Origin of the sequence: Enterobacter sp. 940_PEND, from assembly GCF_001059415.1 — a bacterium.
GTDB lineage: Bacteria > Pseudomonadota > Gammaproteobacteria > Enterobacterales > Enterobacteriaceae > Enterobacter > Enterobacter cloacae_M.
The window spans coordinates 16463-38905 of sequence record NZ_JUMS01000014.1; the positions used below are offsets into that span (position 1 = coordinate 16463).

General features: G+C 56.0%; 23 protein-coding genes. 12 read left to right on the forward strand and 11 right to left on the reverse strand.

Annotated elements, in window-relative coordinates; genetic code table 11:
• Window positions 1-40 precede the first annotated feature (40 nt).
• Window positions 41-775 (forward strand): 23S rRNA (guanosine(2251)-2'-O)-methyltransferase RlmB, encoded by a 735-nt coding sequence (rlmB, locus tag ADJ24_RS03230; RefSeq protein WP_010427468.1) that lies wholly within the window; start codon window positions 41-43, stop codon window positions 773-775.
• Window positions 776-853: 78 nt separating this feature from the next.
• Here the strand turns inward: rlmB and ADJ24_RS03235 are convergent, their stop codons facing one another.
• The gene (locus ADJ24_RS03235) at window positions 854-2128 is read right to left on the reverse strand and encodes an MFS transporter (RefSeq protein WP_023310141.1); all 1275 of its coding nucleotides are present in this window, start codon (window positions 2126-2128) and stop codon (window positions 854-856) included.
• A 192-nt stretch (window positions 2129-2320) separates the two neighbouring features.
• Between ADJ24_RS03235 and ADJ24_RS03240 the strand changes: the two genes are divergently transcribed.
• Window positions 2321-3943, forward strand: a complete 1623-nt coding sequence (locus ADJ24_RS03240; RefSeq protein WP_023310142.1) for an isovaleryl-CoA dehydrogenase — start codon at window positions 2321-2323, stop codon at window positions 3941-3943.
• On the opposite strand, the gene ADJ24_RS03245 is transcribed toward ADJ24_RS03240, so the two are convergent.
• From ADJ24_RS03245 to bsmA, 3 genes are all read right to left on the reverse strand, one after another.
• Window positions 3940-5871: a methyl-accepting chemotaxis protein gene (locus tag ADJ24_RS03245; RefSeq protein ID WP_023310143.1), complete on the reverse strand. Its 1932-nt coding sequence runs from the start codon at window positions 5869-5871 to the stop codon at window positions 3940-3942. The genes ADJ24_RS03240 and ADJ24_RS03245 overlap by 4 nt on opposite strands.
• A 172-nt stretch (window positions 5872-6043) precedes the next feature.
• On the reverse strand, window positions 6044-6331 hold the full coding sequence (gene yjfN, locus ADJ24_RS03250) for a DUF1471 family protease activator YjfN (protein ID WP_032645202.1): 288 nt from the start codon (window positions 6329-6331) through the stop codon (window positions 6044-6046).
• A 136-nt stretch (window positions 6332-6467) separates the two neighbouring features.
• On the reverse strand, window positions 6468-6797 hold the full coding sequence (gene bsmA, locus ADJ24_RS03255; protein WP_029740376.1) for a biofilm peroxide resistance protein BsmA: 330 nt from the start codon (window positions 6795-6797) through the stop codon (window positions 6468-6470).
• A gap of 137 nt (window positions 6798-6934) precedes the next feature.
• Here bsmA and yjfP point away from each other — a divergent pair, with 137 nt between their 5' ends.
• A complete protein-coding gene (gene yjfP / locus ADJ24_RS03260; protein ID WP_023310146.1) occupies window positions 6935-7657 on the forward strand; it encodes an esterase in 723 nt (240 codons plus the stop codon).
• A 169-nt stretch (window positions 7658-7826) separates the two neighbouring features.
• On the opposite strand, the gene yjfY is transcribed toward yjfP, so the two are convergent.
• Window positions 7827-8102, reverse strand: a complete 276-nt coding sequence (yjfY, locus tag ADJ24_RS03265) for a DUF1471 family protein YjfY (protein ID WP_023310147.1) — start codon at window positions 8100-8102, stop codon at window positions 7827-7829.
• Window positions 8103-8443: 341 nt separating this feature from the next.
• On the opposite strand from yjfY, the gene rpsF reads away from it, so the two are divergent.
• The 4 genes from rpsF to rplI are packed head-to-tail and all read left to right on the forward strand — an operon-like array spanning window position 8444 to window position 9883.
• Complete coding sequence (gene rpsF / locus ADJ24_RS03270; protein WP_014068637.1) at window positions 8444-8839, forward strand: 30S ribosomal protein S6; 396 nt, start codon at window positions 8444-8446, stop codon at window positions 8837-8839.
• 6 nt (window positions 8840-8845) lie between these two features.
• Window positions 8846-9160 (forward strand): primosomal replication protein N, encoded by a 315-nt coding sequence (gene priB, locus ADJ24_RS03275; protein ID WP_008502895.1) that lies wholly within the window; start codon window positions 8846-8848, stop codon window positions 9158-9160.
• 4 nt (window positions 9161-9164) lie between these two features.
• On the forward strand, window positions 9165-9392 hold the full coding sequence (gene rpsR, locus ADJ24_RS03280; protein WP_000135199.1) for a 30S ribosomal protein S18: 228 nt from the start codon (window positions 9165-9167) through the stop codon (window positions 9390-9392).
• Between the two features lie 41 nt (window positions 9393-9433).
• Window positions 9434-9883: a 50S ribosomal protein L9 gene (gene rplI / locus ADJ24_RS03285; protein ID WP_023310148.1), complete on the forward strand. Its 450-nt coding sequence runs from the start codon at window positions 9434-9436 to the stop codon at window positions 9881-9883.
• A gap of 67 nt (window positions 9884-9950) precedes the next feature.
• Here the strand turns inward: rplI and ADJ24_RS03290 are convergent, their stop codons facing one another.
• Window positions 9951-10595, reverse strand: coding sequence for an OapA family protein (locus tag ADJ24_RS03290; protein WP_045355639.1), 645 nt, complete (start codon window positions 10593-10595; stop codon window positions 9951-9953).
• Window positions 10596-10828: 233 nt separating this feature from the next.
• Between ADJ24_RS03290 and fklB the strand changes: the two genes are divergently transcribed.
• Both fklB and cycA read left to right on the forward strand, forming a co-directional pair.
• Window positions 10829-11449, forward strand: coding sequence for an FKBP-type peptidyl-prolyl cis-trans isomerase (gene fklB / locus ADJ24_RS03295; protein ID WP_008502892.1), 621 nt, complete (start codon window positions 10829-10831; stop codon window positions 11447-11449).
• Window positions 11450-11760: 311 nt separating this feature from the next.
• Window positions 11761-13170 carry a D-serine/D-alanine/glycine transporter gene (cycA, locus tag ADJ24_RS03300; RefSeq protein ID WP_023310150.1) on the forward strand — a complete coding sequence of 470 codons (1410 nt, stop codon included), beginning with the start codon at window positions 11761-11763 and terminating at the stop codon, window positions 13168-13170.
• A gap of 96 nt (window positions 13171-13266) precedes the next feature.
• Here the strand turns inward: cycA and ytfE are convergent, their stop codons facing one another.
• Complete coding sequence (gene ytfE / locus ADJ24_RS03305) at window positions 13267-13929, reverse strand: iron-sulfur cluster repair protein YtfE (RefSeq protein WP_023310151.1); 663 nt, start codon at window positions 13927-13929, stop codon at window positions 13267-13269.
• A 244-nt stretch (window positions 13930-14173) separates the two neighbouring features.
• Between ytfE and ADJ24_RS03310 the strand changes: the two genes are divergently transcribed.
• The gene (locus ADJ24_RS03310; RefSeq protein WP_023310152.1) at window positions 14174-15823 is read left to right on the forward strand and encodes a methyl-accepting chemotaxis protein; all 1650 of its coding nucleotides are present in this window, start codon (window positions 14174-14176) and stop codon (window positions 15821-15823) included.
• A 79-nt stretch (window positions 15824-15902) separates the two neighbouring features.
• On the opposite strand, the gene ADJ24_RS03315 is transcribed toward ADJ24_RS03310, so the two are convergent.
• The 3 genes from ADJ24_RS03315 to ADJ24_RS03325 all read right to left on the reverse strand — a co-directional run bounded on the left by ADJ24_RS03315 (window position 15903) and on the right by ADJ24_RS03325 (window position 18860).
• Window positions 15903-16868 (reverse strand): DMT family transporter, encoded by a 966-nt coding sequence (locus ADJ24_RS03315; protein WP_023310153.1) that lies wholly within the window; start codon window positions 16866-16868, stop codon window positions 15903-15905.
• Between the two features lie 75 nt (window positions 16869-16943).
• Window positions 16944-17768 (reverse strand): AraC family transcriptional regulator, encoded by an 825-nt coding sequence (locus tag ADJ24_RS03320; protein ID WP_023310154.1) that lies wholly within the window; start codon window positions 17766-17768, stop codon window positions 16944-16946.
• 48 nt (window positions 17769-17816) lie between these two features.
• Window positions 17817-18860, reverse strand: coding sequence for a GlxA family transcriptional regulator (locus ADJ24_RS03325; RefSeq protein WP_023310155.1), 1044 nt, complete (start codon window positions 18858-18860; stop codon window positions 17817-17819).
• A 620-nt stretch (window positions 18861-19480) separates the two neighbouring features.
• On the opposite strand from ADJ24_RS03325, the gene ADJ24_RS03330 reads away from it, so the two are divergent.
• A complete protein-coding gene (locus ADJ24_RS03330; protein ID WP_275042811.1) occupies window positions 19481-20935 on the forward strand; it encodes a beta-ketoacyl synthase in 1455 nt (484 codons plus the stop codon).
• 126 nt (window positions 20936-21061) lie between these two features.
• On the opposite strand, the gene ADJ24_RS03335 is transcribed toward ADJ24_RS03330, so the two are convergent.
• The gene (locus ADJ24_RS03335) at window positions 21062-21910 is read right to left on the reverse strand and encodes an SDR family oxidoreductase (protein ID WP_023310157.1); all 849 of its coding nucleotides are present in this window, start codon (window positions 21908-21910) and stop codon (window positions 21062-21064) included.
• An 84-nt stretch (window positions 21911-21994) separates the two neighbouring features.
• Between ADJ24_RS03335 and ADJ24_RS03340 the strand changes: the two genes are divergently transcribed.
• Window positions 21995-22381, forward strand: a complete 387-nt coding sequence (locus ADJ24_RS03340; protein ID WP_023310158.1) for a winged helix-turn-helix transcriptional regulator — start codon at window positions 21995-21997, stop codon at window positions 22379-22381.
• Window positions 22382-22443: the final 62 nt, after the last annotated feature.

Sequence of the window (22443 nt, forward strand, 5' to 3'; positions counted from 1 at the left end):
CCAGCGGGGGGAGGGGAAATACTTATTACGAGAACCATCAATGAGTGAAATGATTTACGGCATCCACGCGGTGCAGGCCCTTCTCGAGCGCGCACCGGAGCGTTTTCAGGAAGTGTTTATTCTGAAAGGGCGTGAAGATAAGCGTCTGATGCCGCTGATCCACGCGCTGGAAGCGCAGGGCGTGGTGATTCAGCTGGCGAACCGCCAGTTCCTGGATGAGAAAAGCGAAGGCGCGGTCCACCAGGGGATCATTGCCCGCGTGAAGCCGGGTCGTCAGTATCAGGAAAACGATCTGCCGGATCTGATTGCCGAGCTGGATAACCCGTTCTTCCTGATCCTCGACGGCGTTACCGATCCGCATAACCTCGGCGCGTGCCTGCGCAGCGCCGATGCGGCTGGCGTGCACGCGGTGATCGTGCCAAAAGATCGCTCCGCGCAGCTGAACGCGACGGCGAAGAAGGTGGCCTGCGGCGCGGCGGAAAACGTTCCGCTGATCCGCGTGACCAACCTGGCGCGCACCATGCGTCTGCTGCAGGAAGAGAACATCTGGATCGTCGGTACCGCCGGTGAAGCGGATCATACTCTGTACCAGAGCAAAATGACCGGCCGTCTGGCGCTGGTGATGGGGGCGGAAGGCGAAGGCATGCGTCGTCTGACCCGCGAGCACTGCGACGAGCTGATCAGCATCCCGATGGCGGGCAGCGTGTCGTCCCTGAACGTTTCCGTTGCAACGGGCATCTGCCTGTTTGAAGCGGTGCGTCAGCGCGGAGAATAAACAGCAAGGCCGTCCACAGGACGGCCTTTTGTGTTTTATCCCTCTCCCCGTGGGAGAGGGCACCAAACGTTGACAACCTCACTCCTCTAACGACCGCAAATGGTCGTCCTTCCTCAGCGTCATCAGCGCGAAAATACTCACTACCGCCGTTGCCATCACGTAATACGCCGGAATATCCAGGTTGCCCGTCTGCTTAATCAGCCCGGTAATGATTAGCCCTGCGCATCCCGAGAAAATCGCGTTCGACAACGAGTAGGCCAGCCCCAGCCCCGTATAGCGCACGCGCGTCGGGAACATCTCAGACAGCATCGCCGGGCCCGGCCCCGCCAGCATGCCCACCAGACCGCCCGCAATCAGTACCACACCAGCCTTCACCGCCAGCGTACTCGACTCCGCCTGCAGGATTTTCAGCAGCGGCAGGGCGAGGATCAGCAGCAGCGCGGTGGCGATAATCATCACCGTGCGGCGGCCGATCCGGTCGCTCAGGATCCCCGACGGAATGATGGTCAGCGCAAAACCAATATTCGAAATCACCGCTATCAACAGCGCCTGGTTAAACCCGGTGTGCAGCGCCGACTGAAGATAGGTCGGCATAATCACCAGGTAGGTGTACCCCGCCGCAGACCAGACCATTACGCGCCCAATCCCCATCACGATGGCCCGGAGCGTAGCGGCAGTATCCGCCTGAGCGACAGCCGGTTTATCCTGCTGCTGCACAAAGCTGGGCGTCTCCTCCATGCTGACGCGAAGCCACAGCGCCACAACGCCCATGGGCAGCGCCAGGAAGAACGGAATGCGCCAGCCCCACTCGTGCAGAGCTTCAGGCGTGAGAAGGGCGGAGAGCAGCGCCACGATGCCTGCGCCCGCTAACAGTCCCAGCGCCACGGTAAAGGACTGCCACGCGCCATAGAGCCCACGCTTGCCGCGCGGGGCGAACTCCGTCATCAGCGAGACCGCACCGCCGTACTCGCCGCCCGCGAACAGCCCCTGCAGGATGCGCAGCAGCGTAATAATCAGCGGCGCGGCAATTCCGATGCTGGCGTAGACCGGCACAATGCCGATGGCGGCGGTAGCGAGCGTCATCAGTACCAGCACGATGATTAGCGTCGGCTTACGGCCAATCCGGTCGCCGATGCGGCCAAACACCACCGCACCCAGCGGGCGGAAGAAGAAGGCGATGGCAAACGAGGCGTAGGTGAGGATCAGGCTGGTCAGCCCCGCCTCTCCTTCAAGCTGGAAGAAGTTTTTCGCAATGACGGTCGCCAGAAAACCGTAGACCGCAAACTCATACCACTCGATAAAGTTACCAATGGAGCCTGCAATTAATGCTCGCTTGTGCGCGTCCGGTTGCATAACGATCCTCACTTAAGGTGTGAGAATAAATTATTCAACAAAAGCGGAGTCATGAAATAGTTTATTCTTATGTTCTGTGAGCTATTTCACGAATGATATCAGCGGGATCGTGAACGTGTGACTCCCCTCCCATGCAGCGCGTGCGCGGTCTGTCCATACTTATCGTCATTGCCACTGAAGGAGGGAGACAGCATGCACTGGCAGACCCACACCGTTTTCAATCAACCTGCACCGCTTTCCAACAGCAACCTTTTCCTCTCGGACTGCGCCCTGCGCGATGCGGTCGCGCGTGAAGGCGCCGAGTGGGATATCGAACTCCTCGCCAGCATTGGCCAGCAGCTGGGTACGGCGGAGTCACTGGAGCTGGGCAGGCTGGCAAACGTTAATCCGCCCGAGCTGTTACGCTATGACGCCACGGGCGAGCGGCTGGACGACGTGCGTTTTCATCCGGCCTGGCATCTACTGATGCAGGGGCTTTGCGCCAACCGCGTGCATAACCTGGCGTGGGAAGAAGAAGCGCGTAAAGGGTCGTTTGTCGCTCGGGCCGCGCGCTTTGTGCTGCATGCGCAGGTGGAGGCGGGCACGCTGTGCCCTGTCACCATGACGTTCGCCGCCACGCCGCTGCTGCAGCAGGCGCTCCCCAAAATATTTCACGACTGGCTGACACCGCTGCTCAGCGATCGCTACGATCCGCATCTGGCCCCCGGCGCGCAAAAGCGCGGCCTGCTGATCGGTATGGGGATGACGGAAAAGCAGGGCGGCTCGGACGTGCTCAGCAATACCACCAAAGCGGAAAAATGCAGCGACGGCAGCTACCGGCTGGTGGGGCATAAATGGTTTTTCTCCGTCCCGCAGAGCGATGCGCATCTGGTGCTGGCCCAGGCGAAGGGCGGGCTATCCTGCTTTTTTGTGCCGCGCTTTTTGCCTGACGGACAGCGCAACGCCGTCCGGCTGGAGCGCCTCAAGGACAAGCTCGGGAACTGCTCCAACGCCAGCAGCGAGGCGGAGTTTCTTGATGCCTCCGGCTGGCTGCTGGGGGAAGAGGGCGAAGGGGTACGGCAGATCCTCAAAATGGGCGGTCTGACGCGATTTGACTGCGCGCTGGGCAGCCACGGACTGATGCGTCGGGCGCTCTCGGTGGCGCTGTACCATGCCCATCAGCGTCAGACCTTCGGCAAAAACCTCATCGATCAGCCTTTAATGCGCGAGGTATTAAGCCGGATGGCGCTGGTGCTGGAGGGGCAAACGGCGCTGCTGTTCCGCCTGGCCCGCGCGTGGGACAAGCGTGCCGATCCGCAAGAGGCCGCCTGGGCGCGGCTGTTTACCCCGGCGGCGAAATTTAGCGTCTGTAAAGCGGGCATCCCATTTGTCGCGGAGGCGATGGAGGTGCTGGGCGGGATCGGATATTGCGAAGAGAGTGAACTTCCCCGCCTGTACCGCGAGATGCCGGTGAACAGCATCTGGGAAGGGGCAGGTAATATCATGTGTCTGGACGTGCTGCGCGTGCTGGCGAAGCAGCCGGGTATTCATGACCTGCTTGCCGACGAGTTTGCGCAGGTGAAAGGGCAGGACAGACACTTCGACCGCAGCTGGCGACAGCTTCAGCAAAAACTGCGTAAACCGCAGGAGGCGCAGGCGCGGGAGATCGCACAGCAGCTTTTCTTGCTGGGTGCCGGAAGCCAGATGCTGCGGCACGCATCGCCCCCGGTGGCGCAGGCGTGGTGCCGCATGATGCTGGATACCCGTGGCGGCACGCTGATGAGCGAGCAGGTGCAAAGCGACCTGCTGCTGCGTGCGACGGGCAGAGTCGGTTAGCCTTTTAGCTGGAACAGGCTCACCAGCTGAGTCAGGTGCGAACCCTTCTCGCGCAGCGTTTGGGCCGTTTGTTCGCTGCGTGAGATGCGATCGGCATTGATATGCGACGCTTCGCCAATATGGGTCATGGCGAGGTTCACCTGGCCGATCCCGGCGGACTGCTCGCGTGAGGCATGGTTAATCTCGGTGACCAGCTGGCTAATGTTATCGATATGAATGATGATGTCGTCCATCGCCAGGCGTGTTTGTTCAGACAGCGCATGACCCTCACTCACTTTTCTGAGCGTATCGCCAATCAGCTGTTCAATCTCCTTCACCGCGTTAGCGCTGCGTCCCGCCAGCGCGCGAACTTCCTGCGCGACTACCGCAAATCCTTTTCCGTGCTCGCCTGCGCGGGCGGCTTCCACTGCCGCATTCAGCGCCAGAATGTTGGTCTGGAAAGCGATGGATTCGATCACGCGCGTGATGTCTTCGATGCGTTTTGACGCTTCGCGAATATCATCCATGGTCGACACCGCGTGGGTGACCGTCTCACCGCCCTGATGAACCGCGAGCGAGGTTTCACCCACCAGCTGCTGCGTTTGCTCCATGTTGGCGGCATTTTGCTGAACGGTGGCGGCCAGCTGCTCCATGCTGGCGGACGTCTCTTCCACGCTGCTGGCCTGCTTGTTGATCTGCTCTGAAATCTCGCCAGTGTCGGCGGCCAGCGCGTTGGTGCCCAAATGGATCTCGCCTGCGGCCTCACGAACCTGCAGCACAATTTTTTGCAGGCCGCCGCCGATGCCGTTGATAGCATCGATCAACTGGCCGACTTCGTCCTGACGCGTCACGGGCAGGCTGGAACGGAGATCCCCTGCGGCATATTGTCTGGCAAGATGGATCACGCTGCGCAGCGGTCGGGTCAGCACGCGGCGAATAATGACCACGAACAGGCCAGCAAAAAGGATGGATAAGACCACGCCGGCCAGCAGGAAGCGATCGCGCATGGCGGTAACGCTTGAGAGCAGCACCGATTTATCCACTTCGCCCACGATAGTCCAGTTCCAGCCCGGCAGCGGGGTATAGGCCATTTTCAGCGTCCGGCCGTCGTCGCTTGTACGCTCCAGCGTGCCGGGTTTGTCACTCAGAAGCTGTTGCTGCGTCGCTGCGTCCCACTTCGGCAGTTTTCCCTCTTCGCCGGCATGGAACAGGTATTGCCCGCGCGTTTTGCCGTTGCTGCGATCCAGCACGAAGAAGTGACCGCTCTCGCCCAAGCGGCGGTTGAGGATTTTCTCGCGCATGACGTTCCAGGAGTGGGTGATGTCCACCCCGACAAAGACGATCGCAATGACCTGCCCTTCGGCGTTTTTAACGGGCTGGTACTGGGTGATGTAGCGTTTGCCAAACAGCAGCGCCAGGCCGCGGTAGACTTCACCTTTGTTGACGGCGGCAAAGGCCGGGCTGGCATTATCCAGAACGGTACCCATTGCCCGATCGCCATTCTCTTTGCGCAGGGAAGTGGCTACGCGAACAAAGTCGTTACCGCTGCGTACAAACAGCGTCGAAATGGCTCCTGTACGGTTCAGGAACTCGTCCGAAAGGGTGTTATTTTCATGCAGCCCGGTGTCTCCGCCTTTCAGAAGCGGAACGCTAAGTCCGTTAATCGTCTGGGGTTGGGAATTATCAATGTTCAGGGGCTGCGGTAAAAAGGTGGTAAACAGACGGGTATAGCTCTCAACCTCTTCACTCAGGCTGGTATTAAACATCTGCACCATGTCGACCATGCCGGTGGACTGATTATGCAGATCTTCGACCGCAAGGGCTTCAAGCTGCTGGCTGGCTTTTTGGCTGAGCAGAAAAGTGAATAGCAGAAACAGCGTGGCGACACTGACGCCAGTCAGCAGCGAGAGTTTCGACCCCAGGCCCGCACGGCGAAAAAAGTTGATCATAAATTGCTCATCATTGAAAAGTTATGGTTCTTCAACGGCAGAGCGGGGATTACGTTTACTGTTTTAATGTAACAAAATGTTATTCAATTGTTCTTCATTGGTTTTATACAAGATAAAAAATTTGCAAAAACGAAAAGCCACTAAAAATAAGTGGCTTTTATCGGGAGGGAGTTTACACGTAGAGAATGGCCTGTACCCGCCAGTGGTCGATATGGTTATCTTCCTGCATCTGGATGATGCGATACCATGAAGCACCCTGCTCATCGGCCTTTAATGCCACGACACGTTCAACGTCTTGCGGGCTCCCCGAGATATTATTCACGGAGATCTGGCCAATTTCATTCAGGCCAGTCACGCAATCAGCACTGGCGAATTCTGCTGACTGCGCGGTGGTGCTCAGCAGGCCTGCTGAGAGCAACAGTGAGGTCAAAGCAAGAGTTCGTTTCATCGTCAGCTCCATTTCACATATATCCGGTATCCGCCGGGCAATCCTTCGCTAATAAACTCCCTTCCATTGATGCGGGCGTGGAGTTTATTGTGGACAGGAAAATGTCTATGGACGCAAAGCAGTGTAAATCTCGTTCAAAGGAAAACCATTATTTACGGTACAAAATAGCCTGTGAATACCACTGTCCCGTTATGATGGTTTCGTCGATCATAATGATGACGTAATAATCTGCTTTGGCAGCGACGGCCTGCGCTTTTATTGCCGATTCTGCGTCATCCGGAGAGCCGCGGACCAGCGCGGAGATGGTGCCCATTCGTTGTAATCCTTCCGTCTGATTACGACGAATCTCCTGTGGATGATCGGCGACCGGTGGAGCGGGTTGCGGCGTTCCCTGCAGCGCGCTACAGCCACTCAGCAGAAAGACCAGCAATAAAGCAGCAAACCTGCGCATAACCATATCTCGTTTCCTGATAGCCATAGTGTAGTTGTCTGTGAATTTAGTTTTGGGGGAATGTTCCCGAAGTGTTATCTGGGACGTATATTTCGAATGAAAATGACGCGAAAGCGTAACCCAGTTCTCAACATTATGAATCATAGATTCGCACAGGGTCGACAATGATTGAAATTGAAATACGCCACCTCGGCGACCATGAAGTTTTACACGCGATGCCAGCGGGTAAACGTGATAAACCGCTGCCTGTTGTGGTTTTTTATCATGGGTTTACCTCATCGAAGCTGGTTTACAGTTATTTTGCGGTAGCGCTGGCGCAGGCGGGTTTTCGCGTGGTGATGCCAGATGCACCCGACCACGGCGCACGTTTTACGGGTAATGAACAGGCGCGGCTGGGGCAGTTCTGGCACATTCTGCGAGGGAGTCTGACCGAGTTTTCCGGGCTGCGCGATGCGCTTTATGAGGCAGGGCTGGTGGCCGACAATCGTCTGGCGGTAGCCGGGGCATCGATGGGCGGTATGACGGCGCTGGGGATTATGACGCATCATCCTGAAGTGAAGTCTGTCGCCTGTCTGATGGGCTCGGGCTACTTTACTTCGCTGGCGAAGACCCTTTTTCCCCCTCAGGATTTAACGGAAATGACCGCGACGCTGGCAGAGTGGGAAGTGACCCGGGCATTGCCGCGCGTGGCCGATCGCCCGCTGTTGCTGTGGCACGGTGACGCGGATGATGTGGTCCCGCCTGAGGGAACCTTCCGTCTGCAGCAGGCGTTAATGAATGAAGGGCTGGACGGTAATCTGACCTGCCTGTGGGAACCGGGCGTCCGCCACCGCATCACGCCAACGGCGCTCGACGCCACGGTGGCGTTTTTCCGCCAGCACCTGTAAACGCGCAGGACTTTGATGTCCATATCTTCCCGCTTATGGAGGATCTCTGAGGGGTTATTTTACCGGTAGTATTCCGGAGCCATTCACAAAAAAAAGCCCCCGGGCAGGGGGCAACGTCATCTATGGCTATGTTCTCGTTGTTGGCTTTCCTGGTGCTAGCGTTAAAGCGTTATCGGTAAATATCTGCACTGGCGTGCATGTTGCCGTTGCTGCCGGGCTCACGGGTTAACATCACGTGGTAATAGGTTGCGCCCTGCTCATCGGTTTCTGCGTTTAATGCCTGATCTGCTTCACTTTCCGTGGCGAAATTATGATTGATGTAAATTACGCCCAAGCTTTGCACATCATCCATGTTTCTGGCCTGTCGGCTGTCTATCTTAATGGCTGCCATCGCGTTTGCACTGAGCAAAAGCGCCGCCATTATGGCTAATGCGATTTTTTTCATGATATGCGCTCCACGACTACGTGCTGCGAGAGGGGGGATGCTCCTTCTTTAATTCAGGCGATCTCTGATTAAAGTGTAATCACTCATCCGGCGGGGATGCGTGACCATTTCTGATGCAGTTGTTCAAAAAAACAACGCTTCCGGGTGTGACCAATTTTAAATCACCCACTTAGACCCGCTTCGCGCTTTGTGCGAATTATTTGTGCAATCAGCTTGAGTTTCCAGGGGCGCGCAAGTATTATGACGCGTCAATTTTTCAGCCGACCTTTAACACGTTCCTTGCCTCCCCGGGCCTCGGCTGACCCAGACAGGAGGCTGAATAATCCGTAAGGAGCAATTCGATGCGTCATTACGAAATCGTTTTTATGGTCCATCCTGACCAGAGCGAACAGGTTCCGGGTATGATCGAGCGTTACTCTGCTGCCATCACTGGTGCAGAAGGTACGATCCACCGTCTGGAAGACTGGGGCCGCCGTCAGCTGGCTTACCCGATCAACAAACTGCACAAAGCACACTACGTTCTGATGAACGTTGAAGCGCCGCAGGAAGTGATCGATGAGCTGGAAACTACCTTCCGCTTCAACGATGCCGTTATCCGCAGCATGGTTATGCGTACCAAAAACGCAGTTACCGAAGCATCTCCGATGGTTAAAGCGAAAGACGAGCGCCGTGAGCGTCGCGATGATTTCGCAAACGAAACCGCAGATGATTCTGATGCTGGGGATTCTGAAGAGTAATTTCTGATGACCAACCGTCTGGCGTTGTCCGGCATCGTATGCAGGGCTCCCCTTCGAAAGGTCAGTCCATCAGGAATTCCGCATTGCCAGTTCGTGCTTGAGCATCGTTCTGTGCAAGAGGAAGCCGGGTTTCACCGGCAGGCGTGGTGCCAAATGCCCGTTATTATTAGCGGACACGAAAACCAGGCCATTACTCACAGTTTAACGGTCGGTAGCGCAGTAATCGTTCAGGGGTTCATCTCTTGCCACAAGGCAAAGAACGGCCTGAGCAAAATGGTTCTGCATGCCGAGCAGATTGATTTGATAGATTCTGGAGACTAGCCATATGGCACGTTATTTCCGTCGTCGCAAGTTCTGCCGTTTCACCGCGGAAGGCGTTCAAGAGATCGACTATAAAGATATCGCAACGCTGAAAAACTACATCACCGAAAGCGGTAAGATTGTCCCAAGCCGTATCACCGGTACTCGTGCAAAATACCAGCGTCAGCTGGCTCGCGCTATCAAACGCGCTCGCTACCTGTCCCTGCTGCCGTACACTGATCGTCATCAGTAATCGGGCACGGTCCATTAATACGACTTTAAGAGGATAAGGTAATGCAAGTTATTCTGCTTGATAAAGTAGCAAACCTGGGCAGCCTGGGTGATCAGGTTAACGTTAAAGCGGGTTACGCACGTAACTTCCTGGTTCCACAGGGTAAAGCTGTTCCAGCTACCAAGAAAAACGTAGAGTTTTTCGAAGCACGTCGCGCTGAACTGGAAGCCAAACTGGCTGACGTTCTGGCGGCTGCTAACGCTCGCGCTGAAGCAATCAACGCACTGGGCACCGTTACCATCGCGTCTAAATCAGGCGACGAAGGTAAACTGTTCGGTTCCATCGGTACCCGCGATATCGCTGATGCAGTTTCTGCAGCAGGCGTGAAAGTGGCTAAGAGCGAAGTTCGTCTGCCGAACGGCGTTCTGCGTACCACTGGTGAGCACGAAGTTGACTTCCAGGTTCACAGCGAAGTGTTCGCTAAACTGGTTGTTAACGTTGTAGCTGAGTAATTTTTTACTCTGCTCACGTTGAAACGCCGGCCTTGTGCCGGCGTTTTGCTTTTTATAGATCCAGGTCTTAACGCGCCCTGATGAAACTGCCGTCTGGCTGGCGGGTAAACAGCACCTGTTGTCCATTTCCCGTATCAATTGTTAATCCTGTCACCACACCGCTGGCATTCTGGCGAACCTGTACCATCTGTCCATTCTGCAGGTTACTGAGCGGTTTACCCGCACCTTCCACCTTCGCCATAGCATACACGTCGGTTGGCGGCAGGTTGTGGTCGCGGAACAGCTGTGCCAGCGTTTTGCCCGGCTCTACGCGATAGGAACGCCACTGTTGCTCAATGCCGGTAGGCTGTTGCGTCTGAGGCTGAGACGGGGCGGCGGCTTGATCCTGCGGCTGTTCATCCTGAATGGGTTCTGGCTCAACCGGCGCGACCTGACCCGGATCGTTAGACGGGGTCACAAGCTGCGTTTGCATCGGCTGTGCGTCAGGCTGCGGCCGCGTCTGCGACTGAATGTCCAGTTGGGCATTGCGGGTGACGGGGGTGGTATCGACATCATCGCCCCCGGAAGGAAGCAGGAAGCCCACGATCACCATCAGCGCGCCAATGATGATCCCTCTGCGATGCAGAGGAGGCAGCGGGTCCATGATGCGAAAATTGTCCGGCGCCTGCCAGATTTTCGCCAGGGTAGGTTTCAGTTCAAATCGCCCGGGCATGGCACTCCTCCTGCTCCGCGTATTTTTTATCCTGTGCCCCGAAGTATAGTTTGCTAACTGCCTGAACGGCGTAGTAAACCCGACATCCGTGACATCAGTTCGGGATTAATCCTGGTTATCTCTATTGTTTCTGTTTCGTCGCGGTTTGTCACCTTAACTTCAGACAAAGTTTTACCCATAAGGGCATGGCTGATATGCTGCCCGCTACTTTAAATGTGATGGAAGGAAAACCCATGACCACCCCGACTTTTGACACTATCGAAGCGCAGGCAAGTTACGGTATCGGCTTGCAGGTAGGACAGCAGCTGAGCGAATCCGGCCTGGAAGGTCTGTTACCAGAAGCGCTGGTGGCGGGTATCGCTGACGCGCTGGAAGGCAAACAGCCTGCCGTTCCGGTAGACGTTGTGCACCGTGCGCTGCGTGAAATCCACGAACGTGCTGACGCCGTGCGTCGCGCGCGCTTCGAAGAGATGGCGGCCGAAGGTGTGAAATATCTGGAAGAGAACCGTGAGCGTGAAGGCGTGAACAGCACCGAATCCGGTCTGCAGTTCCGCGTGATCAATCAGGGCGACGGCGCAATCCCGGCGCGTACCGATCACGTTCGCGTGCATTACACCGGTAAACTGATCGACGGTACCGTGTTCGACAGCTCCGTGGCGCGCGGCGAACCGGCTGAGTTCCCGGTTAACGGCGTGATCGCTGGCTGGATTGAGGCTCTGACCCTGATGCCAGTGGGTTCCAAATGGGAACTGACTATCCCGCATAACCTGGCCTACGGCGAGCGCGGCGCTGGCGCGTCCATTCCGCCATTCAGCACCCTGGTCTTTGAAGTCGAGCTGCTGGAAATTCTGTAATCGAATTTTCTTATTTCCTCTCCCCGGTTGGGGAGAGGAAAATAGTGCAAACACCTATAGTTATGGCGCTATCAACATTTTATCTTGCAAACGAAACTGTTGCGTGTATTTTTGTGAGCTGTTTCGCGCTGTATGAGTGATATGACACTCACTTTCAACATATTATTAACATAATATCTAAATCATAGTATTCATCCCGCCGATTCTTACCTAATATCGATAAACCCTTACAAAGGGACCGTCATTTTTTTGACGTTTTTAAAGGCCAGAAGAGCCTTAACAACACAGACAGGCATAAACAGGAAAATTACATGGTAGATCAGGTCAAAGTCGCCGCTACAGAAGAGGCGACGTCTGAACAGTCGCTACGGCGCAATCTCACAAACCGTCATATTCAGCTCATTGCGATTGGGGGTGCCATCGGTACCGGGCTGTTTATGGGGTCAGGCAAAACCATCAGTCTCGCCGGGCCGTCGATCATCTTCGTTTATATGATCATCGGTTTTATGCTCTTCTTCGTGATGCGTGCAATGGGTGAACTGCTGCTCTCGAACCTCGAATACAAATCCTTTAGCGACTTCGCGTCTGACCTGCTCGGGCCGTGGGCGGGCTATTTCACCGGCTGGACCTACTGGTTCTGCTGGGTCGTCACCGGTATGGCGGACGTCGTGGCGATTACCGCCTACGCGCAGTTCTGGTTCCCGGGGCTGTCGGACTGGGTCGCCTCGCTGGCGGTCATTGTTCTGCTGCTGAGCCTGAACCTCGCCACCGTTAAAATGTTCGGTGAGATGGAGTTCTGGTTCGCGATGATCAAAATCGTGGCGATTGTCGGGCTTATCGTCGTGGGTCTGGTGATGGTGCTCACCCACTTCCAGTCGCCAACGGGCGTTCAGGCGTCGTTTACCCATCTGTGGAATGACGGCGGCTGGTTCCCGAAAGGCATTAGCGGCTTCTTTGCCGGCTTCCAGATCGCGGTATTTGCGTTCGTGGGAATTGAGCTGGTGGGCACGACGGCAGCGGAAACCAAAGATCCCGAGAAGTCTCTCCCGCGCGCGATAAACTCTATTCCGCTGCGTATCATCATGTTCTACGTCTTCGCGCTGATCATTATTATGTCCGTGACGCCGTGGAGCTCCGTGGTGCCAACCAAGAGCCCGTTCGTTGAGCTGTTCGTGCTGGTAGGCCTGCCTGCCGCCGCGAGCCTGATTAACTTCGTGGTGCTGACCTCTGCGGCGTCTTCCGCGAACAGCGGCGTGTTCTCCACCAGCCGTATGCTGTTTGGCCTGGCACAGGAAGGCGTGGCGCCGAGCGCGTTCGCCAAGCTGTCGAAGCGCGCGGTACCGGCAAAAGGGTTGACCTTCTCCTGCATGTGCCTGCTGGGCGGCGTGGTAATGCTCTACGTAAACCCAAGCGTGATTGGCGCGTTCACCATGATCACCACGGTCTCTGCGATCCTGTTTATGTTCGTCTGGACCATAATCCTCTGTTCATACCTGGTGTACCGCAAGCAGCGCCCACACCTGCATGAAAAATCGATCTACAAGATGCCTCTGGGCAAGCTGATGTGCTGGGTGTGCATGGCGTTCTTCGTCTTCGTGCTGGTTCTGCTGACGCTGGAAGATGATACCCGTCAGGCACTCATCGTCACGCCGCTATGGTTTATCGCGCTGGGGCTGGGCTGGGTGTTTATCGGTAAGAAACGTATGGCAGGCGTAAGGTAAAAGCAAAACGGCAACTTCGGTTGCCGTTTTTAGTTTTTGCACCTTCTCCCCCTGGGAGAGGGGCGGGGTGAGGTCATCAGGCCGCAGCGGCCTTTTTTATTCCCCAGCTAATGCCCGCGGGAACAGAACGTTGTTCTCAAGACTGATGTGTTCCATCAGGTCGTCAATCAACTCGTTAATGCCGTTGTACATCGCTTTCCACGTTGTGCACGCTTCTGGCGGCGGCGTGACGTTGTGGGTGGTGTGTTTGATTACTTCCAGCAGTTCACCCGCATCATCGTGCTCGCTTTCCATTACGCTGATAGGCCCCATCGCCTGGCTTCCCATTCCCTGTTTAATCATCGGGAAGAGGATCTGCTCTTCTTTCATCATGTGGATGGAAAGCTCTTCGTGCAGCAGGGTCAGGTATTTCGCCAGACCTCGCGGTACGGACGGTTTGTCGGCATGGACGCGCTCAACTTTGGTTGCCTGCAGGATCAGTTCCGGCAGCTGCTCACGGTGACGGTCATGGTAACGCACGAGGATATGGTCGATGATTTCAGCGAGCGGGGCGGCTCGCCAGTCTTTGTCGACGGGCTGCTGGGCCAGCAGCGCCAGCTCTGATTCAATCACCTCAACGTCCAGCTCTTTTCGTGAGGCCGCACGCGCCAGGGTTTGCTTACCGCCGCAGCAGTAATCCATATCGTATTTACGAAACAGCGCAGAAGCGCGAGGAATGGAGAGCGCCAGCTCGCCCAGTGGTTGGTCGCGAAAGGCCATAGCAGTTACCTCGTCATAAATAATATAAAGTGCATATTAAATGCATCTTTATGGCGGCGCTATAACCCTTTAGAGGGAAGGGGGAAAGTGAGATGTAGATCACAAAAAAATACCCCGTTTAACTCTCTGAATGGGCTCAGGAAAGTGGTTTAGAAACTTTTTAAAGGTGTAGAAACAGTAAACAACCCGCCGCGCCTGCCGATATATCCACGTCAGACAAACCTGCATATAACAAAGGCAACGCATGTTTAAACGTATAAAAGTCATTACCCTTCTGATTTCGGTGCTGCTTGTGCTCGGCATCATGCAAGTGATTTCCGCGGGTATCTTTATCAACGCGCTGAATAATGATAAAGACAATTTCACCGTGTCGCAGCTCTCCAGCAAGAACGTGGCGGAGTTTACCGATGCGTGGATCAGCCTGAACCAGGCGCGCGTGACGCTGAACCGCGGGATGCTGCGTCTGCAAAGCAGCATGGCCTCTCAGATTAACGGTGGGCAGCTCAATGAGCTGGTCAACACGGCGAAAAATCTGCTCGCCGATGCGCAGGTCCATTACGATAAATACTATGCCCTGCCAAATACGCCGGGCCTGGACGAGAACCTGGCCAAGCGTCTGGAAGAGCAGTACCGCATTTACTCCTCAACGCTGACGCAAATGAACGTCCTGCTGAGCCAGGGCAATCTGGAAGACATGTTCAAGCAGAACGCGGAGCAAAAGCAGACTGCGATGCAGGCGGTTTACCGTGAATGGCGCGAAGCGCAGGCAACGCTTACCGATAAAGGCATCCAGGACAATGAAAGCGACTACAAGCGCATCCTGTGGATCCTCTCTGCGGTTATGCTGCTGGTGATTGTGGTGATTATCTCCAGCTGGGTAGCCATGCGCCGCGTGCTGCTGCTGCCTCTGGAAGAGGTGATTAACCATATTCGCGCCATTGCGGCAGGGGATTTAACCCAGCCGATTCAGGCTGAAGGTAAGAACGAAATGGCTATCCTGGCGCGCAACGTTCAGGAGATGCAGACCTCGCTGGCGAACACCGTGGGCGTGGTGCGTGAAGGCGCAGATACGATTTACACCGGTGCAGGCGAAATCTCTGCGGGCAGTAACGACCTCTCTTCCCGTACCGAGCAGCAGGCCGCGTCTCTGGAAGAGACGGCAGCCAGCATGGAACAGCTGACGGCAACCGTGAAGCAGAACGCCAATAACGCGCGTCAGGCGTCCCGTCTGGCGCTGGACGCCTCCTCAACGGCGAAGAAGGGCGGTAACGTGGTGGAAGGCGTGGTGCGTACAATGGACGAAATCGCCACCAGCTCCAGTAAAATCGCGCAAATTACTAACGTGATCGACGGAATTGCCTTCCAGACTAACATTCTGGCGCTGAACGCGGCGGTGGAAGCGGCGCGCGCGGGCGAGCAGGGCCGTGGTTTTGCGGTGGTGGCAGGGGAAGTACGCACTCTCGCCCAGCGCAGCGCCCAGGCGGCGAAAGAGATCAAAGCGCTGATCGATGATTCCGGCGAGCGCGTGAACGCGGGCTCCCAGCTGGTTAACGAAGCCGGGGAGACGATGGCGGAGATCGTCAATGCGGTCACCCGCGTCACCGACATTATGGGCGAAATTGCCTCGGCCTCTGACGAGCAGAGCCGCGGTATCGATCAGGTGGGTCAGGCGGTAGCCGAGATGGACCGCGTGACCCAGCAGAACGCCTCGCTGGTAGAAGAGTCTGCGGCCGCGGCGGCGGCGCTGGAAGATCAGGCTGCACGCCTGAACGAAGCGGTGGCGGTGTTCAAAATCACCCGCAACCAGGCGGTCAAAGCGGCGCCGGTGAAAACCTATGTGCCCAAAGCGCAGCCCGTAGCGGCGGCGTCTGAAGGGAACTGGGAAACGTTTTAAGGACTTGCCCGGTGGCGGTTACGCCTTACCGGGCCTACGATTTTGTAGGCCCTGCAAGCGCAGCGCCGCTGGGCAATGCTTACACCTCCGACGCCGGAACGACCCTCGGTTTTTCCGGCTTCGCTCTTACCGCCATCACCACTCCCACCACCAGCAGCGCGATCCCGCAGGCCGTAAATAGCGGCGGCACGCTCTGACGCATCAGGAAGGTATAAAGCAGTCCGGCCAGGGTTTCGAAGACAATCAGCGGCCCTAAAATCACCGTTGGCAGCTTCTGGCTGGCAATGTTCCAGCACAGCGCGCCCACCCATGAGCACAGCACCGCAATCGCAATCATCAGGCCGATAAACACCCAGGGTCTTGGCCCGAAGGGCTGGGCGAAGTCTGGCAGTTGATGGCCTAACCAGATGCACGCCCCGGCATAGCCCACCAGCGAGACGGGCAGCGTGACCAGCGCCTGGGCCGTCGCCCACATCATCGGATGCTTGTCCGGGTTCTCCCGCAGCCAGCGCGCGTTGCGCAGGGCATACCATGCCCAGCACGCCACGGAAATGAACGCCAGCACAATGCCAGAGCCGTAACGCCACAGGTCAACATCCGCCTGCCCGTGACGCAGCTCGGCAATATTGACGCACACCAGCCCCACGGCGGTGCATACCAGCGCCGGCGCCATTTTTGACCACGCCAGTTTGCCATCGCGGTGGCTGTAGAGCAGGTTAGCAAAGACGGGGATGACGACCGGCAGCGTGCCGATAATCATGGTAGATACCGGCGCACCGGTACGCTGAATGGCACTCGCAAGGCAAACGTAGTAGATAAGATTGCCCATCATGGTCAGCGCCAGCGCGGTGCCCCAGTCCTGACGGCTGAGCTGACGCAGGCGCGCGCGTCCCAGCCACGCCAGGGGCAGGGCAATCAGCCCCAGCGCCAGATAACGTCCGGTCGACTGCAGTATTGCCGGATACTCGGGCACGATCAGCGGGCCGACAAAAATCAGCCCCCACATCATCCCGGCCAGCAGGGCATACAACACTCCACTAATCATTTTTCCATCCACAGGTATTTACGCTGCATGCAGTGTAGGAGGGGAAAATGCGCGCGTATTGTATGAGGTTGCGCATTAGCGCCGGGTGACCTGCTTCTGGTAGCGCACGGGCGTAATGCCGTAGCGGTGGGTAAACGCGCGGGTTAAATGAGACTGGTCCGTCAGTCCGGTCGCGGCGGCGACCTCTGCCGCAGGCATACCGTGGGTGAGGAACGCTTTGGCGCGCCAGAGGCGAATGGCCATCAGCATCTGGTGCGGTGTAACGTGAAAATGGGCTTTGAACTGGCGCTGGAAATGGTACGGGCTGAGCGATACGACGCTGGCCAGTTCGTCCAGCGTCAGGGCGCGCATATAGTTGTCGTGCAGATACTCGCGCACGCGTTCGAAGCGGTGCGCGCCCTCCTGAATCACCGGCGCGTGATGGGCCAGCGGCCGGAAGGTCTCAATCAGATCCAGCAGTAATCCTTTTTGCGCAAGCGGATCGTCCGTGTGCCACAGGCCGTAAATCAGCCTGCCGATTTGCTGCGAGCGAAGCGGGTCATGACGCGTGACATCGCTAAACCACCAGTGCCGCAGGCCGGTCACCTCTTCCAGCAGGTCGGGTTCGATATAGACCATCCGGTAGCGCCAGCCGCCTTCGGTGGCGGATTCACCGGTATGGATCTCGTCCGGGTTCATGGTGACGACGGATTTTTCCGCCGCGAGATGCTGGGTACCGCGATAGCGAAAGCGTTCTGCACCGGTTTCAATGGTGCCGATCCCGAAGGCTTCATGGGTATGCGGCTCAAAGGCGTAGTCAGAAATATGCGCGTGATAAAGCTCCAGCCCCGGCAACTGCGCCAGATGGCGAAAGCGCGCGCTGTCTCTTTCATCATTAAACTGTTCCGGTACGCCTTGCACGTTGAGCCTCCTCGTGGTCATCTTTTCATTATCAGAGATGACCGGCGTTTATGCACTAAACATCTTTGCCCGGACGGTCTTACGGTAATCCCCCGGTGAAACCGTGGTTTTATGCTTAAACTGGCGATTAAAGTGCGCAATATCCTGATATCCAACCGCATTCGCGATCTCCTGAATGGAAAGATTGGTGGATTGCAGCATTGTCATGGCGGATTCAATTCTGGTGGTTAATAAATACTGCAGAGGAGACATGTCGGTGGCATTTTTAAAGCGGCGATTAAAGTTGCGCAAACTCATGCCGGCCATATCTGCGAGACTTTGCATGGATATATCCGAAGCGCAGTTGGCTTTTATCCAGATTTGAATTTGAATAATATCCTCATCCGGATGGGGTTTGTTTTCTTCACTGTAACATTGACGTTCAAACTGGCTACGAATTTCATGGAAAAATGTCCGTTGAGTATGTGTGGCTACACGTTTCCCGTATATTGTTTCTATAAAATGGATCGTCAGATCTGACAGGGCCTTAACGCTTGCGGCGCAGAAAATATTATCGGCCTGAGTGAGAAAATGCTTTGTCTGTAATTTTACGCTGGGGTAGTCACGCGAGAATTGTTTGAAGTAGTGCCAGTGGGTGGTGGCGGGCTTTTCGTTGAGCAGTCCCGACTCCGCCAGAAAACAGCAGCCCGTTCCGACGGCGGCGATGCGGGTTCCTCGCGCGGCCTGCTCGGTCAGCCATTCCAGAAGTTCAGGCTGTTGTCTGACCACTGCGCGAGGATTGCGCCACAGGGCAGGAAGATAGATAACGTCATAGTGTCTGTCTTCGGCAAGGGTGGTATCGGCAGTAATGCTAAAGCCGCTGTGCGTCAGGATGGGCTCGCTGTTTATGCCAATGGTATTCACCTTCAGAATATTCTCCGGGCGACAGAGCCTGAAGGGTGACTTCTCCGGTTTGTGCGTGCCTGCGTGGGATGTTGTTTTTTGCTCAGCTAAATAGCTACTGGCTGCCGCTTTCCACATTTCAATCGGAAGACTGAGACCGGAACTTAGCATGCGTTCACATAACACAAATCCTATTTGTGTATTTGTCATTTTTGATTAATACCTGTTTTGACTATTATTTTTGGTAGCTCATCGTTGCCGTGGCCAAAAAAGTCAGCGTTTTGGCTGGATTTTCATATTAGCTTTTGTCGGTGATTTGTAAACTAATATCTGAAATTATCGCACTTGCTTAATAAAATAAATGCACGACCACGAGAGGATGAATTATGGTGAAATTACCCGTAATAACGGCTTTTGGTGGCTATGGTCCAGCTGGTCGTAGTTCTTCACATCATGCATTTCGTCGCATGATTATTGAGTCATTATCGGAAAAGGAAAGGCAGGAAACATTATTATCGTTAGCCATTCTGATGGGCATGCTTAAATATGATGAAGGTGGGTATTGCGACGTTTCCGGTAAAATATTCACACCTGCTCAGGCCGCCGCGAGGATAAAAGACGAGGTGCTTGAGGGAACCCTTATCAGAAAAATTACGCGCGACTATTTTGATGTCGATGCTATTGCCAGCCATGCAAAATTGAATATGGCTTCAGGCGAAGAGGGATTCAGTTTTAATATATCTGCCAGGCAATTACCTCAACCCTTACCGGCGGGATGGCACGTTGAAGAATTAGCGGATCGGCGTGTCCGTATTACCGTTCAGGGAGAGATGGACTGCAAAATTGAGGCGTTGCTGCGCACGGAGGTTCAGGCTGCAGGGCTGTTGCCGCAGGGATTCCGTCCGGGCGACCATTACAATTCGCAGTTCCATCCGCGGGCGTTACAGATGGCGATTGTCGGTGCGTCAGATGCCATCAACGCCCTGGGGATCCCGTGGCGAGAGATACAGGCCAAAATCACGCCGGATCAGCTCGGCGTCTATTCGGGCAATATCATGGGGCAGCTCGACGATTATGGCTTTGGCGGAATGCTGCAGTCGCGCCTGAAAGGCCATCGCGTCAGCGCCAAACAGTGCCCGCTGGGCCTGAACAGCATGTGCGCCGATTTCCTCAATGCCTATGTGCTGGGTAGCGTCGGTCATACCAGCGCCACGCTGGGGGCGTGCGCCACGTTTCTGTATAACCTGAATGCGGCAGTCGAAGATATCAAAGCGGGGCGCATTCGCGTAGCCGTCGTTGGCAGCGCCGAAGCGCCGGTTACCTCAGAAGTGATTGAAGGCTTCGATGCCATGGGCGCCCTGGCAACGGAGAGCAAGCTTAAGCACATTGATGAAACGGAAACGGCCGACTGGCGCAACAGCAGCCGCCCGTTTGGCAACAGCTGCGGTTTTGTTATCGCAGAATCCAGCCAGTATGTCGTGTTAATGGACGACGAGCTGGCGCTGCAGCTTGGCGCAGAGATCCACGGTTCGGTGGGAAATGTCTTCATCAACGCTGACGGCTATAAACGTTCTATTGCGTCGCCGGGGCCGGGGAACTACATCACCATGGCGAAAGCCGTAGCCTCTGCGGTATCGATGGCCGGGATAGAGACGGTGCAGAAGGGATCGTTTATTCAGGCGCACGGATCAAGCACGCCGAAGAATTGCGTCTCCGAGGCGGATATTTTTGACCGCGTTGCGCAAGCCTTTTCGATTCGCGACTGGCCGGTGACGGCGGTGAAATCGTATCTCGGCCACTCTCTGGGCCCCGCCAGCGGCGACCAGCTGATCGGCTGCCTCGGCGTCTTCCGCTATGGTATTTTGCCGGGAATTAAAAGCGTGTCCCGCATCGCGCCGCAGGTGAACAACGCGCGCTTAACCATTCCTCTTCAGGACTGCAAATTAGAGGAAGACCAGGGACAAATCGCGTTTATTAATTCAAAAGGCTTTGGCGGTAATAATGCCACGGGGGTGGTTTACTCGCCAAAGCTTACCCATCAATGGTTGCGCAAACGCTATGGGGAAGCGGTGTTTGCGGATTATCAGCAGCGTAACCGCCAGGTGCGACGTCATGCTAACGCGTACGACCAGGCGGCGTCGCAGGGTGAACTCAATGTCATTTATCTTTTTGGCCAGCAGGGGATAAATGAGGAAGATATTAAGATTGATATGAATGGCATCACCATTCCTGGATTTGAAAAACCGATAACGTACGCGACGGATAAACAATACCCGGACTTTTAATCGTTATCTCTGTTTTTATTATTAATAAATAAAGGTGCCTGTATTTTCTCAGGCACCTTATTTTTGCGCAGCATAGCGTGCCGGGTAAGATGAATGACCCGGCCGCAGGAAAAAACGCTCAGGCCGTTACAGAATGGCTTTAATGCTCTGCGCCAGCGGCGTCGTTGCGCGCCCGATCAGTTTGCTCAACGTATGGCTATCGTCAAAGAGTCCCCCTTTGGACGCACCCACATCGGAGTCCGCCAGCATATCTGCCAGCCCGGCAGGCAGGCCGACGCTTTTCAGCGCGGCGGCAAAATCCGCTTCGCTGAGATTCTGATAGGTTACCGGCTTCCCGCTCTGTTTGCTGAGTTCTGCCGCCAGTTCGCTCAGCGTCCAGCCTTGGTCGCCCGCCAGTTCATAGATCTTGCCCGCGTGGCCCTCTTCTGTAATCACTTTCGCTGCCGCCGCGGCATAGTCTGCACGGGTGGCAGAGGCAATTTTGCCTTCGCCTGCCGCACCAATAAACACGCCGTGTTCCAGCGCAGGCGGCGCGCTCGCCAGGTAGTTTTCGGTATACCAGCCATTGCGCAGCAGGGCATAAGGAATGCCGGATGCCGCCAGCGCTTTTTCAGTGGCAACGTGTTCAACGTGCAGGCCCAGTGGGGAGTTGTCCGCATGCAGCAGGCTGGTGTAGGCGATAAATTTCACGCCAGCGGCTTTGGCGGCGTTAATCACGTTCTGGTGCTGGGTCGCGCGCTGGCCGACTTCGCTGGAAGAGATCAGCAGCAGCTTATCCACGCCGCTCAGCGCGGCGGCGAAGGCGGCTTCATCCGTGTAGTCTGCCTGACGCACCACAATCCCCTGCTGGCTTAAGGCTTGCGCTTTCGCCGGGTTACGCACGATGGCCACAATCTGGCTGGCCGGTACGGTTTTCAAAAGCTGTTCGATAACGAGATGGCCAAGCTGGCCAGTAGCGCCGGTAATCGCGATCATGATGAATCTCCTTCGTGTTTGTCTGGTGTTGTGGCACACTAGCACCATAGCTAACTTTTAGTAAGTACGTACAAAAAGGTAAGTATGAAAACAACGATACCGACGCTCAGCGAACTCGTGCGCGATGGCAATCTTTTCGCGGAACAGTGCCCTTCACGCGAAGTGCTCAAACACGTCACCAGCCGCTGGGGTGTCCTGATTCTGCTGGCCCTGCGCCAGGGTACGCATCGCTTTAGCGATCTGCGCCGTAAAATGGGCGGAGTGAGCGAAAAGATGCTGTCCCAGTCACTCCAGGCGCTGGAGCTGGACGGGTTTGTCGATCGCGTGTCGTATCCGGTGGTGCCGCCGCACGTAGAGTATAGTCTGACGCCGATGGGGATTGAGGTGAGCGAGAAGGTCGCCGCGCTGGCGGACTGGATTGAGGTGAATACGCCGAAGGTGATGGCGAATCGGGACGATCGTGCGGCTTAAACGCCGGATATATGCGGCCTGATGCCCTCACCCTGACCCTCTCCCACAGGGAGAGGGAACAA

Coding starts and splice junctions, on each gene's coding strand:
- cycA (WP_023310150.1), top strand. CDS start 11,761: ATGGTAGATCAGGTCAAAGTCGCCGCTACAGAAGAGGCGACGTCTGAA.
- yjfY (WP_023310147.1), bottom strand. CDS start 8,102: ATGAAAAAAATCGCATTAGCCATAATGGCGGCGCTTTTGCTCAGTGCA.
- ADJ24_RS03240 (WP_023310142.1), top strand. CDS start 2,321: ATGCACTGGCAGACCCACACCGTTTTCAATCAACCTGCACCGCTTTCC.
- ADJ24_RS03310 (WP_023310152.1), top strand. CDS start 14,174: ATGTTTAAACGTATAAAAGTCATTACCCTTCTGATTTCGGTGCTGCTT.
- fklB (WP_008502892.1), top strand. CDS start 10,829: ATGACCACCCCGACTTTTGACACTATCGAAGCGCAGGCAAGTTACGGT.
- rplI (WP_023310148.1), top strand. CDS start 9,434: ATGCAAGTTATTCTGCTTGATAAAGTAGCAAACCTGGGCAGCCTGGGT.
- ADJ24_RS03235 (WP_023310141.1), bottom strand. CDS start 2,128: ATGCAACCGGACGCGCACAAGCGAGCATTAATTGCAGGCTCCATTGGT.
- rpsF (WP_014068637.1), top strand. CDS start 8,444: ATGCGTCATTACGAAATCGTTTTTATGGTCCATCCTGACCAGAGCGAA.
- ytfE (WP_023310151.1), bottom strand. CDS start 13,929: ATGGCCTTTCGCGACCAACCACTGGGCGAGCTGGCGCTCTCCATTCCT.
- ADJ24_RS03245 (WP_023310143.1), bottom strand. CDS start 5,871: ATGATCAACTTTTTTCGCCGTGCGGGCCTGGGGTCGAAACTCTCGCTG.
- ADJ24_RS03330 (WP_275042811.1), top strand. CDS start 19,481: ATGGACTGCAAAATTGAGGCGTTGCTGCGCACGGAGGTTCAGGCTGCA.
- ADJ24_RS03335 (WP_023310157.1), bottom strand. CDS start 21,910: ATGATCGCGATTACCGGCGCTACTGGCCAGCTTGGCCATCTCGTTATC.
- priB (WP_008502895.1), top strand. CDS start 8,846: ATGACCAACCGTCTGGCGTTGTCCGGCATCGTATGCAGGGCTCCCCTT.
- bsmA (WP_029740376.1), bottom strand. CDS start 6,797: ATGGCTATCAGGAAACGAGATATGGTTATGCGCAGGTTTGCTGCTTTA.
- yjfP (WP_023310146.1), top strand. CDS start 6,935: ATGATTGAAATTGAAATACGCCACCTCGGCGACCATGAAGTTTTACAC.
- rpsR (WP_000135199.1), top strand. CDS start 9,165: ATGGCACGTTATTTCCGTCGTCGCAAGTTCTGCCGTTTCACCGCGGAA.
- ADJ24_RS03340 (WP_023310158.1), top strand. CDS start 21,995: ATGAAAACAACGATACCGACGCTCAGCGAACTCGTGCGCGATGGCAAT.
- ADJ24_RS03325 (WP_023310155.1), bottom strand. CDS start 18,860: ATGACAAATACACAAATAGGATTTGTGTTATGTGAACGCATGCTAAGT.
- rlmB (WP_010427468.1), top strand. CDS start 41: ATGAGTGAAATGATTTACGGCATCCACGCGGTGCAGGCCCTTCTCGAG.
- ADJ24_RS03290 (WP_045355639.1), bottom strand. CDS start 10,595: ATGCCCGGGCGATTTGAACTGAAACCTACCCTGGCGAAAATCTGGCAG.
- ADJ24_RS03315 (WP_023310153.1), bottom strand. CDS start 16,868: ATGATTAGTGGAGTGTTGTATGCCCTGCTGGCCGGGATGATGTGGGGG.
- yjfN (WP_032645202.1), bottom strand. CDS start 6,331: ATGGAGCTGACGATGAAACGAACTCTTGCTTTGACCTCACTGTTGCTC.